The sequence below is a fragment of the Rivularia sp. PCC 7116 genome, assembly GCF_000316665.1.
GTDB lineage: Bacteria > Cyanobacteriota > Cyanobacteriia > Cyanobacteriales > Nostocaceae > Rivularia.
In genome coordinates this window covers 2,779,182-2,793,038 of record NC_019678.1, presented here as the reverse complement: position 1 = coordinate 2,793,038, position 13,857 = coordinate 2,779,182, and the positions used below count along the sequence as shown (strand labels likewise).

13 protein-coding genes are annotated in these 13,857 nt (G+C 37.6%); 4 read left to right on the top strand and 9 right to left on the bottom strand.

Translation table 11 applies throughout. The annotated features are described in order from the left end of the window. Positions 1–22: 22 nt before the first annotated feature. Together RIV7116_RS10890 and trmFO are read right to left on the bottom strand one after the other, a co-directional pair. Entirely contained in the window at positions 23–775 is a 753-nt protein-coding gene (locus tag RIV7116_RS10890) for a phytanoyl-CoA dioxygenase family protein (protein ID WP_232435788.1), read from the bottom strand. Between the two features lie 88 nt (positions 776–863). Then, positions 864–2,261, bottom strand: a complete 1,398-nt coding sequence (gene trmFO, locus RIV7116_RS10885) for an FADH(2)-oxidizing methylenetetrahydrofolate--tRNA-(uracil(54)-C(5))-methyltransferase TrmFO (RefSeq protein ID WP_015118350.1) — start codon at positions 2,259–2,261, stop codon at positions 864–866. Between the two features lie 303 nt (positions 2,262–2,564). Between trmFO and RIV7116_RS10880 the strand changes: the two genes are divergently transcribed. After that, entirely contained in the window at positions 2,565–3,239 is a 675-nt protein-coding gene (locus tag RIV7116_RS10880) for a hypothetical protein (RefSeq protein WP_015118349.1), read from the top strand. A gap of 297 nt (positions 3,240–3,536) precedes the next feature. Here RIV7116_RS10880 and RIV7116_RS10875 read toward each other — a convergent pair whose 3' ends face one another. From RIV7116_RS10875 to RIV7116_RS10850, 6 genes are all read right to left on the bottom strand, one after another. Beyond that, on the bottom strand, positions 3,537–4,082 hold the full coding sequence (locus RIV7116_RS10875) for a YcxB family protein (protein ID WP_015118348.1): 546 nt from the start codon (positions 4,080–4,082) through the stop codon (positions 3,537–3,539). Between the two features lie 379 nt (positions 4,083–4,461). Beyond that, the gene (locus tag RIV7116_RS10870) at positions 4,462–5,112 is read right to left on the bottom strand and encodes a glutathione S-transferase family protein (RefSeq protein WP_015118347.1); all 651 of its coding nucleotides are present in this window, start codon (positions 5,110–5,112) and stop codon (positions 4,462–4,464) included. A gap of 105 nt (positions 5,113–5,217) precedes the next feature. After that, positions 5,218–6,024, bottom strand: coding sequence for an alpha/beta hydrolase (locus RIV7116_RS10865; RefSeq protein ID WP_015118346.1), 807 nt, complete (start codon positions 6,022–6,024; stop codon positions 5,218–5,220). Positions 6,025–6,116: 92 nt separating this feature from the next. Beyond that, positions 6,117–6,710 carry a TetR/AcrR family transcriptional regulator gene (locus RIV7116_RS10860; protein ID WP_015118345.1) on the bottom strand — a complete coding sequence of 198 codons (594 nt, stop codon included), beginning with the start codon at positions 6,708–6,710 and terminating at the stop codon, positions 6,117–6,119. 186 nt (positions 6,711–6,896) lie between these two features. Then, on the bottom strand, positions 6,897–7,337 hold the full coding sequence (gene gloA / locus RIV7116_RS10855) for a lactoylglutathione lyase (RefSeq protein WP_015118344.1): 441 nt from the start codon (positions 7,335–7,337) through the stop codon (positions 6,897–6,899). A 334-nt stretch (positions 7,338–7,671) separates the two neighbouring features. Continuing rightward, positions 7,672–9,396 carry an iron uptake porin gene (locus tag RIV7116_RS10850; RefSeq protein WP_015118343.1) on the bottom strand — a complete coding sequence of 575 codons (1,725 nt, stop codon included), beginning with the start codon at positions 9,394–9,396 and terminating at the stop codon, positions 7,672–7,674. A 444-nt stretch (positions 9,397–9,840) separates the two neighbouring features. On the opposite strand from RIV7116_RS10850, the gene RIV7116_RS10845 reads away from it, so the two are divergent. After that, positions 9,841–10,455: a class I SAM-dependent methyltransferase gene (locus RIV7116_RS10845; protein WP_015118342.1), complete on the top strand. Its 615-nt coding sequence runs from the start codon at positions 9,841–9,843 to the stop codon at positions 10,453–10,455. Positions 10,456–10,513: 58 nt separating this feature from the next. Here the strand turns inward: RIV7116_RS10845 and RIV7116_RS10840 are convergent, their stop codons facing one another. Continuing rightward, a complete protein-coding gene (locus RIV7116_RS10840) occupies positions 10,514–11,176 on the bottom strand; it encodes a peroxiredoxin-like family protein (protein ID WP_015118341.1) in 663 nt (220 codons plus the stop codon). A 222-nt stretch (positions 11,177–11,398) separates the two neighbouring features. Between RIV7116_RS10840 and RIV7116_RS10835 the strand changes: the two genes are divergently transcribed. Together RIV7116_RS10835 and RIV7116_RS10830 are read left to right on the top strand one after the other, a co-directional pair. After that, positions 11,399–12,316, top strand: coding sequence for a LysR family transcriptional regulator (locus RIV7116_RS10835; protein WP_015118340.1), 918 nt, complete (start codon positions 11,399–11,401; stop codon positions 12,314–12,316). A 107-nt stretch (positions 12,317–12,423) separates the two neighbouring features. Next, positions 12,424–13,278: an FkbM family methyltransferase gene (locus RIV7116_RS10830; RefSeq protein ID WP_015118339.1), complete on the top strand. Its 855-nt coding sequence runs from the start codon at positions 12,424–12,426 to the stop codon at positions 13,276–13,278. Positions 13,279–13,857 lie beyond the last annotated feature (579 nt).

The following is a 13,857-nucleotide window of genomic DNA, read 5'->3' as shown; positions in this document are numbered from 1 at the left end:
TGCATTGTTTGCCGATAACTCTTTAAGGATAAACTCCCGGTGTTTTAAGCATTTCTCGCTGAGATGCAGTTAAATCTTCAAATTCTTCGGGATTGTAGTAATTTCTTAGCCAAGCATATGAACCGGGAGAATACTTATAAAATAATGTTCTACGTTCGTTTTTTCCTTGCCAAGGAAGTGTTCCATGACTTAACGCTTCAGTAAATATAATTGCACTTCCAGCTTTGACGGCGACAGATTTGACGATATCTCTGGGAAATTCTAGGTTAATCCATTCTTGGGGGCAAGCTAAATTACTTTTATGACTACCGGGGATACAAGCAAATCCTCCGTCACCGGGATGTACGTCATTTAATTCGTAAGCAACAGCTAGCAAGCCATTGTAAATTCTGCCATTCCGGAATGAGTAGTATTGAGTTGGATCGTAAGGTGTTCCCCCACCGTGCAAATAGCAACCGATTGGTCCTAAACCTTCACGAATGATGTGAAGATAATCGTGATCTAAACGAAATTTTCCCAGTAACTCAGATAAATAAGGAGTTATGCGGGGATTATCAATCAAATTTAGAAAAGGTTTTCCCCATGAAAGCAAACCATCAAATCGCAACTTAGACGCTTCTGGTTGATTTTTGATCGCTACTTGTTTATCCACCAGTTTCCTCAAAGCCAAAATTTCATCGTCAGTAAGAACATTCTCAACAACTAAAAATCCTTGTAAATCAAACAAATAACGTTCGGATTCATTCATGTAATTTGGGAATTGGGCATTGGGCATTGGGCATTGGGCATCGGGCATGGGAAGACAGGGAGAGATGGGGGAGCGAGACGCTCCCACTACATTTTTAACTGCTAACTGCTAACTCCTAACTGATAGCTGATAACTGTTCACTGCTGACTGTTAACTGTTCGCTGATACCTGCTAACTGTTCCAAAGCGCGATCGCGGTATTTTCCGTATCTTTCGCGTTTGTTTTTTATTTTCACTCCTAAGTCCGGCAATATACCGAAGTTAGGGGGCATTGGTTGGAAGTGTTTGGGAGAAGCAGAACTGATAAAGTCGAATAAAGCTCCCATCATGGTTGCGTTTGGCATGGTTAAGGGTTCTTTTCCTAAAGCGATGCGAGCGGCGTTAGTTCCTGCTAACCAACCTCCGGCTGATGCGGCTGTGTATCCTTCTGTACCAATGATTTGTCCGGCTGCAAGCAAGGTAGGACGAGATTTAAATTGCAGTGTGGGAATCATTAATTGGGGTGCATTAATAAAGGTGTTGCGATGCATTACTCCTAATCGTACAAATTCGGCATTTTCTAAACCGGGAATCATTTGGAATATCCGCTTTTGTTCTCCCCAGCGCAAGTTTGTTTGGAAACCCACCATATTCCACAGTTTTCCAGCTTTGTCTTCTTGACGTAACTGCACTACTGCATAAGGACGTTGTTTTTTAACTTCTTCTCCTTCTTGAACTTCTGGAGGAGGAGCATCATTACCCCATCCCGCAATTGTAGGGGGAGTTAAACCAACTGGCTTGAGGGGGCCATAACGCATGGTGTCTTCACCGCGTTGTGCTTGTTCTTCAATGGGTAAACAAGCTTCAAAAAATTTGGCGTTTTCTCTTTCAAAGCCTTTCAATTCAACTTGTTCGGCTTGACGCAATTCTTCCCAGAATCTGAGATATTGCTCTTTATTCATGGGACAATTAAGATAAGCTGCTTCCCCTTTGTCGTAACGGGATGCCATGAAAGCAACATCGTGATTTATGGATTCTCCTACAACTATGGGACTAGCTGCATCAAAAAAGCTGAGATATTCCATGCCCGTGAAACGACGCAAATCTTCAGCTAAATCGGGACTTGTCAGAGGACCGGTTGCCAAAACTACAATACCTTCAGGAATTTCTCGTAATTCTTCGCGGCGAAAGTCTATTAAAGGATGTTTCGCCAGAGTTTCCGTCAAATCTTGACTAAACACACCTCTATCAACCGCTAATGCCCCACCAGCAGGAACTTTATGCTCGTCAGCTTTGGAAATCACGATAGAACCGAGACGGCGCAATTCTTCATGCAGCAAACCAGCAGCGCGATCGCTTGCCATTGCTCCGAAAGAATTACTACATACTAATTCTGCTAAATGTTCTGTATGGTGCGCTCCTCCAAAACGTGTGGGACGCATTTCATAAAAAATGACTGGAATTCCAGCTTGAGCTATTTGCCAAGCTGCTTCAGTTCCAGCTAATCCACCACCAATTACTGTTATAGGATTCATATTTTAGATTTTAGATAGGGCATTGGGCATGGGGCATAGGGGATCGGGATTGGCAATGGGGTAATCTTTATTAACTCATAACTCTTAACTCCATTTCCTTGTCTCCCTTCGGGTGGTGCTATTTGCTAAGTACTGCGGGAACCTCCGCAACGCAGTAGCTTACCATCTCCTTTTCCAATTCGTAAAAATAATTTTGTGTGTGTAGTTACTACTTATATTTGATGATAGCTGTGTGATAACTTTATTGTGACTTTGATTCGGGATGAATTCTCATCAATCGTTAAACCAGGGTGTTTATTTTATATGGAAACCTTGCAGATAAATCGCTTCGTCAAGAATATTCAGGTTGAATTACTTCCGAAACTTCAAATAGAAAGCGTTAATCCTCACGATCCGGTAAAAGTTCGTCATATACCACCCCCTTGGATTTTACTTGGTACCGGAAACTACGCTGCCGTGGTTCATCATCCAGATTATCAAGATTTAGTAGTTAAGATTTACGCACCGGGAAGACCTGGTTTTGAGGAAGAGGTAGAAGTTTACAAACGTTTGGGTGAACATCCTGCTTTCTCACAATTATTCTTCGCTGAAGACGGTTTTTTAGTATTGAAACGGCTATACGGAGTTACAATATGGGACTGCATTCAACTTGGTATCCGCGTTCCCAAAAAAGTTATAAAAGAAATTGATAAAGCTTTAGATTACGCGAGAAGTCGCGGACTTTTCCCCCACGATATTCACGCACGCAATGTAATGATGCATGAAGGTAGGGGATTAGTTGTAGATATATCAGATTTTCTGCAACAAGAAAAATGTTCTAAGTGGGATAACGTTAAGAAAGCATATTACTGGGTATATCTTCCTTTGATTTATCCATTGAAATTACGGATACCGCTTTCTTTGTTGAATGTTGTGCGTAAGGGTTATCGGTTTGTTTCTTCTTTCACGAAGAGGTTGACGGGAAAAGGGAATGGGTAATGGGTAATGGGTAGCTAGTAGTTGACAAAAAAGTAGTGATAATTGATAAACCCGGTTTTTTTTACCGGGTTTTCGGATACTTTTATTTATTTCACCTGAACAGGAATGCCCGCAATTGTCATAAGGCTTTGGTTGGTGCGTGACAGAAAAACCTTATTATTGCCTTAGAATCAATCAGTGTACTAGCAACGGCAATAAAGGGGGATATTATCTACACCCCTTTTTGCCTCCCCTACAAGGAAAATGTGCCAGTTGCGGCCATTCCTACTGAAATAAGATTGCTATTATCAAACTCATTTAGTTGTCAGAAGCGTGCGAGTTCTCTTCTATTTTTATGTTAAGTTCTTCTAAAAATTTTTCAAGATTACCTTCACTTATAGATGACCTTGGTATTACATAAGCTTCAACAGAACTAATATAAATCAAAGCATAATCTGGTAAATTTACAATCTTATCTAAAAATGAAATTTTGGTTTTAGTCTCATTAACTCTCGTTTTTTCTATAATTTCAGTATCTGTTAACTCTAATATATGTTCTCCTGTTTCTCCTTGACGATTTCTTTCTACCAACATTTTTTTAACGTTATTTTCTTTTAGAGCAAAGTAATTGAATAAAGTCGCAAAAAGGCATATTGATAGCGCAATGATTGTACCAGTAATTAAAGCTTTAAGATTTCTTTGTAGAATCGCTTGAAATAAAAATATATTGAAAATTGCAATAGGTGTTTTTCTCTGATAAAGATGAAATGTTTTTAGTTCGCGGGGAGAAGTACGACAATGATGGATTAGGAAAGCTACTAAATCATCTATTGTAACTGTGTACTTCAAATAATTAGGGTTCATTTTCTTTCTCAAAGTTTGTTTGGTAGATTTTAAATATTGGCTACACCCGTAATTTTTATGTTAAATAAACTGTCTGCAACAGATAATTATATTAGTTAATATGACCGGTTAGTAGACAAAATGCGATACTTTTACGACGATAGCAATATTTTTAAAATACAATTTAACATCTATTTTATAGATTTTCTTACGTCTAATTACTGAAAATAGATTATTAGCTATCAGGAATTTTGCGAGCTTCACAATACTGGGTTGTTGCGTGACAATAGAATATTTATTATCGCGTTGATAATCTCAGTCATTTGACATTATTCAGTACTTATGCGGAGACGTAGCACTGCGCCCCGTCTCCATTAATTTTTTGTTAATAACTATGAATTTATGGCTTCATTTTTTGCTGAACCATCCTAGTTACAATCCGTCGAAATTTTTCAAAATCTTCTGGACTCATTTCTGTTGTTTGCCATGATGGACGCTGCATTAATTGTTCAAACCATTTATTTAGATTAGGATATTTACTAAAATCAATTCCTAAGTGCGGTAAGGATGAAATATCTGTCCCGACGATAATATCTGCCAAGCTTAAATTTTCACCTCCAAAGTAAGAATTATCTTTGAGATTATCGGCAAAAAAAGCTAATACTTTTTCAACGTGTTCTTTCGCTGCAATCAACTTTGGTGAATCTTGTTTTTCCAACATTAAAGGCAGTACTTTCGGAACTAATTCGTTTGTAGAAACCATCTGTACCATTCTTACTGTTGCTAAAGATTGAGTGTCTTTTGGTAACAGTGTGGGATTTGGATATTTTGTTTCTAAATATTCTAAAATCGCAATGGATTCTATCATCTTAAATCCATCATCATCTATTGCCGGAACGTGATGGAAAGGATGTATTTGTAGATAATCTGGCTGAAATTGGTCTCCATTCAAATTCATCACTATTCCTTCAAAGGGAATATCTTTTTCTAGCAAACCTCGCCATACACGACGAGCCATAGGTGAACGGGGATTGTAGTAAAATTTGAGCATGATTGGTTAAAAGAGGTTAAAGGTCAAAGCGATATATACATCTAAGAAAAGAACTTTAAACATAAATCTTTCAGTTAAGATGCTTGATTGCTTTTTTGATTAGCTCTATTTAGAAGCAATGAATTTTATTGTTTGTTGAATAACTTCTTCATTCCTAAGAATTCGCCTATGTCCAAGTCGAGAAGTTGTAATTAATTGACTATCTGACCATGACTTATTGATTGCAATACTTTCTTCTAATGGTATTTCTCTGTCATTGCGATCGTGAAATAGCAAAGCTGGTATTTTTAAGCTGTTAACTCTCTTATCAACTGACAACTCTTGCCAAACATCTCGACCAAATTTAATTTCCATTAAACTACGTAATTCTTGTTCTAATTCTGGAGAAAGTTTTGCTGATTTACAAAACATTTTTACTGTAGTTGATATGTAACAAACAGCCCCTAAAAAAATTATTTTGCGGACTTGAAGTCCTTCATTTAATACTATTGACGTACTTGCACTTCCCAATGAATGAGCAATTATGCTATCTATTGAACCTTCTTTTTCAACAACAGTTTTAATTGCTTGAGCAAATTGCAGCACATTCGTTTGCGTACCTGCTGTTTTACCATGTGCAGGTGCATCAAAAGCAAGAACCCGATAACCTAACTCTACTAAAGGTTCGACGAAAGAACCTAATTGTGTAGCACGCCCTCCCCATCCATGAACTAATAAAATAGTTTTACCTTTCCCCCAGGAATATGCTGTAAGCTCTGCTGGTTGTGCAGGAATTGTGAAAATATCTGCTTGTTCTTGAAACTTTTGTTCTTGCTCTGTTGGTAACTTTCTAGGTGGAGTAAAAAATTTCTCAAAGGCTTGCTGAGCGGTGAGACAATCACTAGCTGAAGTTGTTTTTTCTTGCTGTGTCATAGTTTTTGCTTTAGCTATCCTCTCTATATTTTTAAGACCATTTGGTCTGTTTTTGTCCAAAAAAATATACCCCTTTTATTGCGAATATTTTTCTACGCTTGTAATTCAACCTTAATATAATGATTCAAATGGTTAATTGCTCTCTCCAAGTGAATCCCATCATCATACAATTTGCTCATCATTACCGCACCTTCGAGTAATGTAATCATTACGGTTGCAACTTCATCGGGATTCACTCCGGAACGAATTTCACCCCTCGCAATTCCTTTTTCGATCACCTTGCAAACCATCTCTCGCCAATCATCCATTACCGTTTGAGCGCGTTGTCGTAACAACGGGTGAGCATCATCGCTTTCAATCGCAGTATTCATCAAGGGACATCCTCCCTCAATCGCTGGATTATCGATATTAGCGCGAAATACGCTGATAATTCCTCGTAAACGTTCAACTGCATGACGTTTATTTTTCAAAGCACCGCGATAACGCTGTTTTATCAGATCAACTGCATAGTCAAATGCTTGCAATGCTAAATCGTCTTTGCTTTGGAAATGATTATAAATCCCCCCCTTCTTTAATCCTGTCACCTGCATGATGTCGGAAATAGACGCACCAGCATAGCCACGAGTGTTAAACAATCCGGCTGCTTGGTGCAATATTTTTTCTTTGGTTTCTTTACCTTTGGACATTAGTAGGCTTCAGACCGATTGGTCGATTTTAGTTTAGAGGATAAATGATTTTGGGTCAAGGGGTAAGAGGGGGAGAGGGGGAGAGGGGGAGAGGGAGAGAGGGAGAGAGGGAGAGAGGGAGAGAGGGGGTAGACAAAATTACCAATTACCAATGCCCAATGCCCCATGCCCCATGCCCCATGCCCATTACCAGCTTCCAGTATTTTGCATTGAAGCCCAAGGTTCTTTCGGTGGTAGTGCGTCTCCTTTTTGCAGGAGTTCTATGGAGATATTATCAGGCGATCGCACGAATGCCATGTGTCCGTCGCGTGGGGGGCGATTGATGGTAACGCCGCCTGATTTCAGACGTTCGCAGGTTTCGTAAATATCATCAACTCGATAGGCAAGGTGTCCAAAATTGCGTCCACCTTGATAATCTTCGGGGTCCCAGTTGTAAGTAAGTTCTACTAGGGGAGAGGTTGATTCTTTTACTTTGTCAACGTCTTGAGGTGCGGCAAGAAAAACTAAAGTAAAACGTCCTTTTTCGCTTTCTTTTCTCCTAACTTCGACTAATCCGAGCTTTTTGCAATAAAAGTCGAGCGATTTTTCTAAATCGCTGACGCGAACCATTGTGTGTAGATATTCCATGAGAAAATTTTCTTATCAGGTAATAATATTATCGCTTTCCTCGATCATAAAACTTTCGACTCCAGACAAACTTTTATTTATACCATCAATAAAGTCTTGATAATTATCATTACTGGAAGAAGTAGCAAAATTAATGCTGAATCAATCTGCAAAAATATCTGTATCTTCTACATTAGATCGGAAATCTATATTATTTAATACTTCTTCAAGATTCAAATTGTTTTTTAACTCAACCTACGTTATAGGAGATTTTCTAACGAGAAGGGAGTCACTACTCCCTGCTCGCTACTTATAACTGCTAACTCTTAACCATCCCCCAATTCACCAATGCCTATTAAAAAGTAAACGTAGTTCTCAATGCACCAATGAAGACATCTTCATTATCTTCGTCTTGATTGGGAGACTTTAACCAAATGATTCCTGGTGTAATTGAAATGTTGTCGTTGATAGGATATTTGTATAACGCTTCAACATGTAGGGGTGTGTCATTTTCAAAGTTAGCAGGTCTTGGTGAAATTTCGCCAGCATAAGGTTCCGCACCTGCAATAATTGCACCTAAACCACCTTTTTTACCCAAGTCGGGGAACACTAAAGCTAGGGCATAGTTCCAGATTTCGGCATCTCCTCCGCCGCGAAAATCGACATCGGTATAACTACCCCAACCGCGAATGCTGAATTTAGAACTGAGATCGAGTTGAGCCTGTACGCCGTAGGAATTACTGTTAATTCGTCTTGCTCCTGTATCATTCAAATTAGCAAAGTCGGTTCCGGTTCCGCCCCAAGCAAAAGTTCCATCACCTGGATCGTAACCGTTTACATAAGTCAAACCGAATTTAAATCTTTTAGCTGGTTGAAAGACAAGCTGTCCCATAGCAGAATAGTTGCCATTAAATAATCCTGCTTTTTCGTCAGGATCGGAACCATTTTTAGCAAGATAACCGCCCTCAATTTTAATGGCATCAGCTAACTTATAGCTAAAACCAACACCTGTTGTAGAGCCAGCAATTCCTAAGCGATAAATCGGATTTCGTTCCGCGAATCGGGACATTGCACCAGTTGCACCACCACCAGCATTTAAGCCGGAGTTGAACACATCTGCATAGAAGTGGTGCGCTCCCAAACTTGCCATTGTAGTAACTTTGAGTTTGTCACCCACCGGGAAGACATAGTGCAATCTATCAAGGACAACATCATTGGTTCCGGGACCGTCAAAAGCAAAACGACCTTCGTTAGTACCGATTTCGTCCGCAAATGAGTTACCGATGTTTCCAGTGGTTAAACGAGTAAATAACTTATCTTTACCCGTGAAACTAGATACTAACTGAAGACGAATTCTTTCGTTAAATACAATTTCAGCATCTACATCATCTCCTTCAACACCAGCAAGGGTAAATGCTGCTTCACCCTGAAGTTTGGTGGTAGTAGAAAATTGATTTGCTTCGAGTTCTGCTGTACGAGCTTCTAAAGCATCAACTCTACCGCGCAGAGTTGCAAGTTCGGCAGAAAATTCTTCCTGCAAGCGCTGTAGGGTTGCTAAATCTTCACGAGATACGATATCAGCAGTAGCAGTAGCAATCAACTCATTAACTCTATCCAAACAAGCATTCAAACCAGCCGCGAATTCGTAACGAGTTAAAGCACGATTGCCGCGATAAGTTCCATTCGGATAACCCGCTATACAACCGTAGCGTTCGACTAATGATTGTAAAGCTGCAAATGCCCAATCTGTAGGCTGAACATCTGATAGTTGAGAGACTGAAGTGACTTGAGATTTTACTGGCTTTTTCTTGGCTTGAGCCAGTTTATCTACAGATAATACGTTTGAATTTTGCTTAGAATCAACTGATAAATCTATCTTATTTTCCTGATTTTGAGGAATTTCACTTAACTGAAAAGATGTCTTTTCTACATGACTTAAATCTTCAACAATTACCTCAGAATCGCTCTGGGCTGCTGTTGCTAACTGTGGTGTTAAACCTACTGTAGCAGTTGCCATGATTAACGTAGTACCTAATAAAGCAGGACTACAAATCCATAATTTAGAAATATTCTGTATCACTTGCTACTCCTCACAAATCCACTCAGAACAACCTTTACAAATTATGTAAATTCCTATTCATAAGCTAGAATTAATGTAGATAATAATACAGCAAATCGTTAATAATCTTTACTTAATTTTGTTAAGATATCAAAACATTTTGATGTTACCAAAGCGAGTAAAAACCTTAGAATAAGGGCTTTTGGGAATATATGATACTGAGTAGCTCGTAAATTTTATAGGTAATAGCAAATATGTATTAAGTAATTAGCCCGAATCAAAAGTATCTATATATACTAATATTTGTTTTTGAAAAATGGTTGTTAATATAATCAGATGGCAGAGCCTTTAAATATTATTTGCCTATGAGAAATTAGGAACTAAAAAAGCAATTAATATTACAATCAAGATAGAAGTTTGTATTAAAACCTTGAACTTTGACAACTATTATTTTTACAAAAACCTATGGGATTCTATTCGCAGAAAATTTTTCCTTATCTTCTTGACTGGTCGCTATCAGATTCTACTTTTAATCAATATCGTCAAGAAGTTTTAGCAGAAGTTGAAGGAGAAGTATTAGAAATTGGTTTTGGTACGGGTTTAAATCTTTCCTTCTATCCAGATGAAATTCATAAAATAATTACTGTTGATAATAATCCGGGAGTTAATAAACTGGCGCAAAAGCGAATCGAAAAATCTTCCATAACGGTAGACCATAGAATCTTAAGTGGCGAAAATCTACCGATGGCTGATAACACTTTTGATAGCGTTGTTAGTACTTGGACTTTATGCAGTATAGAAAAAGTTGAACAAGCTGTCAAAGAAATTCATCGAGTATTAAAACCGGGTGGAAAATTCTTTTTTATAGAGCACGGTTTGAGTAATGAGCCATCAATTCAAACTTGGCAAAATCGGTTAAATCCGATACAGAATGTGATTGCCGATGGCTGCAACCTCAATCGAAATATTCGCTCTATTGTGCAACAACAATTTATTCGGGTAAATGTAGAAGAATTTTATGCAGATAAGACACCCAAGTTTTTGGGATATATGTATCAAGGGGTGGCGGTGAAAGGTTAAAGAGGTTTTGTAGCAAGGGGTTTAGCCTTTACTACAAACTTTGATTGCGGTAGAAACATTAAACAGCAGCTGCATGAGACAATTTTTGTAATGCGGCGATCGCTTCTTTTGGTTCCAATCTCTTGGTATAGTCGGTATTAATGTAAGAAGCGGCTATACGTCCGTTTTGGTCGATGACAAATGTACCGGGAACGGGTAATTTCCATTCATTATTGCCATTATTCTTTGGTAAATCTATCCCCCACTGCTGGTAAAGCGCTTTTAATTCTTGACTTAACTCAAATACAAGCCCGTAAGTTCTGGCAGCAGTTAAATCAACATCGCTCAATACATCAAATTCAAGGTCGTTTTTCTCTGCGGTACTTAAAGAAGCGTCTGGTGTTTGGGGAGAAACTGCAATCAACGAAGCCCCCAATCTCTCAATTTCCGGTAATAGTTGCTGATAAGCGCGTAATTCTAAATTACAGTAAGGACACCAGCCACCGCGATAGAAAGTAAGAATAACAGCGCCTTTTGTCAATCTCTCTTTCAGACTAATCTTGTTACCGACAGCATCGGCAAGAGTAAAATCAGGAGCTATATCTCCAATTTTAATTAAGTTTCTGGCTTCAAACTCTTGAAGCAGTTCGTTTGCTGCTCTTTCCATAGTTGCAGCAGCTTCAGCAGGTACTTTTTCTTTAAATTCAGCTTGAAAGTTATTTAGTGCTGTTTGTAAATTCATGTTTTCGTCCTCGTTTCGATATACCTATGATGATTCATTTCTAATAGTTTGAGAAGATGGTAAAATAGAATATGATTTATTCCAAATGGGAATGAATGAGAGAGGGGGAAGAGAGGGTAGAGGGAAGAAAAGGAGATGAAGAAATAACTTTTATTCCATCACTTAATCACCACATAATTTTTCTCCTCACTGATAACTGCTCACTGTTCACTGTTCACTGATATGGATAGAATCGCTTGGATGCAAAGCTTTGTACGCACGGTTGAAACTGGTAGTTTTTCTGCTGTGGCTCGGGAGTTGGAAACTACGCAACCTACTATCAGCAAACAAATTGCAGCTTTGGAGGAATATTTGGATGTACAGCTTTTAGTACGTTCGACGAGAACTTTAAATTTGACTGAGGCGGGGGAGCAGTTTTATCAACAATGTCTAAGGGTTTTGGAAACGTTAGCCGAAGCTGAAGCTAGCGTTGGAGAAAGAAAAAAACCTAGTGGTACTCTGCGGGTTAATTGTGGGGTATCTTTTGGACAGTTACAAATAGTTCCGCGTATTAAGGCTTTTTTGCAGCGCTATCCCGATATCAAGCTGGATTTGATGATGAATGATGGTTTTATCGATTTAGTTGAGGAAGGAGTAGATTTAGCGATTAGAATTGGCAACCATCAAGATACATCTTTAATTAGTCAGCGTATCGGCACTACTCGCCGTGTAACTGCTGCTTCTCATGAATACTTTGAAGAAAATGGAGAACCTAGAAAACCTCAAGAGTTAATTCATCATAACTGTATTGTTTATACTCGACTTTCAACAGGGAATGAATGGTATTTTCAAAGTCAAGATAAAACTATAAAAGTAAAAGTTACAGGAAATTTTCAAACAAATAATTCTACTGCTATCCGGGAAGCTGTTTTATCTGGAATTGGTATTTCTGTATTGCCTATTTGGTTATTTGGTGACTGTATCAATAATGGAAAACTCAAGGTTATTTTAAAAGAATATCAACCGACACCTTTACCGATAAATGCTGTTTATAGAAGAGGTCGATTTATACCAGCGAAGGTTCGCTGTTTTATCAATTTTTTGGCACAGGAGTTTGAAATTGACCCTTGGGTTTCGGGTTTTGGGCAGGTTAAAGGTTAAAAATTACACCTCTATCAGTATTATCTTCTGTTTTTTTCTCTGGAATTAATTATAATACTATAAAATTTCTAATTGCTATCAATCAATTATCAATCAAATATGAGTATATGTTAAATTGGAATCTTGTTCGTGAAGTTGGCTATCCTAAGTTTTTTTATAGATATTTTATCAGACAATTTTATAAACGCGTTCTTCAACAAGATAATATTCTGAAATTAAATCAAGGGGTATCAATAAATCTTCCTCGCAACAGTAAATTTGGAACTGAACTTTTTTTAAAAAATGGTTTTGTTGATTGGGGAAGCGAAGAATATTTAATTAAATACCTTGATAAATCCAAAAGCTTTTTAGATATCGGCGCTAATATTGGTTACTATTCGCTACTGGTTTCTCCTTACTGTCATAGCGTTTATGCTTTTGAACCGGATTTAAGGAGTATCGCGGCTTTAAAACAAAATGCCCAAAAAGTTGATAATATCCAAGTTATTCAAGAAGCTGTTTATTCAAAAGTTGGTGAAATGCAGTTTGATATTAGCAAGCTACCTGAGTTAAGCAGCTTAAATACGAAATCAAAAAATTATAATAACTGTATTAACGTGAAAGTTGATACTTTAGATAATTTTGCCAGCAAGCATCCAGATTTAAAAGTGACTGCTATTAAGACAGATGTGGAAGGTGCAGATACTGAAGTGTTGTTAGGAGGAAAAAATTTAATTAAAAAGGAACAGCCTTTAATTTTATCTGAAGCTTTTCCCGATAGCCGCGTTTTGAAGTTTGCTAAGGAACTTGATTATCTTATTTTTGCTTTTATCAAGTTCAAAGATAAATCGAAAATGCATTTAAAGCCAAAATTTATTCAAATTACTAAATATCCTCAAGGCTTTCGTCCAAAAATGATTTTTTTAGTGCCGACGAGACTTCATAATCAGTTTTTGCAATTAGTGCAACCCCATGAATTATAGAGATAAAGATAAAGATAAGATTTTATGCTTTAATGAGATACTATACAAAAGCCATCGTGTATTTTAAAAATGCATTTTTTCAATTTATTTTTATTTTTTATTCAAAAATAGCTAAATAATTATTATAATACCTAGAAACCTATACATACTAAAGTATTGTATAGATTTTTTGTGATGTAAAATACAAATTACCTAAAATGTATTTGAATCTTTTTCGGAAAAACTTATTTGAAATACATCTAATTAATAACATGCATCTAATGACGGTAATTGCGTTGTGAATTATAGCTAATAGCAACCTTTTATATCGTTCTGATTCAAGCACTTATGGTAATTATAAGGATGAGAAACAATACTGCTCAGTTAAGAGGAGATCCTCCCTAACCCTCCTTAAAAAGGAGGGAAATAAGCCCCCTTTTTAAGGGGGTTTGGGGGATCTAACCATTGTGTCCAATTCCTTAACTGAGCAGTATTGGGATGGGAAATGGATAATTGATAATAGGTTTAAATAAATGTTTAATCCTCTTTTAGACAAATAGAATACGCAACAGCTTAATTATCCGAATCCATTGTTATTTC

Coding starts and splice junctions, on each gene's coding strand:
- RIV7116_RS10890 (WP_232435788.1), bottom strand. CDS start 775: ATGCCCAATGCCCAATTCCCAAATTACATGAATGAATCCGAACGTTAT.
- trmFO (WP_015118350.1), bottom strand. CDS start 2,261: ATGAATCCTATAACAGTAATTGGTGGTGGATTAGCTGGAACTGAAGCA.
- RIV7116_RS10880 (WP_015118349.1), top strand. CDS start 2,565: ATGGAAACCTTGCAGATAAATCGCTTCGTCAAGAATATTCAGGTTGAA.
- RIV7116_RS10875 (WP_015118348.1), bottom strand. CDS start 4,082: ATGAACCCTAATTATTTGAAGTACACAGTTACAATAGATGATTTAGTA.
- RIV7116_RS10870 (WP_015118347.1), bottom strand. CDS start 5,112: ATGCTCAAATTTTACTACAATCCCCGTTCACCTATGGCTCGTCGTGTA.
- RIV7116_RS10865 (WP_015118346.1), bottom strand. CDS start 6,024: ATGACACAGCAAGAAAAAACAACTTCAGCTAGTGATTGTCTCACCGCT.
- RIV7116_RS10860 (WP_015118345.1), bottom strand. CDS start 6,710: ATGTCCAAAGGTAAAGAAACCAAAGAAAAAATATTGCACCAAGCAGCC.
- gloA (WP_015118344.1), bottom strand. CDS start 7,337: ATGGAATATCTACACACAATGGTTCGCGTCAGCGATTTAGAAAAATCG.
- RIV7116_RS10845 (WP_015118342.1), top strand. CDS start 9,841: ATGGGATTCTATTCGCAGAAAATTTTTCCTTATCTTCTTGACTGGTCG.
- RIV7116_RS10840 (WP_015118341.1), bottom strand. CDS start 11,176: ATGAATTTACAAACAGCACTAAATAACTTTCAAGCTGAATTTAAAGAA.
- RIV7116_RS10835 (WP_015118340.1), top strand. CDS start 11,399: ATGGATAGAATCGCTTGGATGCAAAGCTTTGTACGCACGGTTGAAACT.
- RIV7116_RS10830 (WP_015118339.1), top strand. CDS start 12,424: ATGTTAAATTGGAATCTTGTTCGTGAAGTTGGCTATCCTAAGTTTTTT.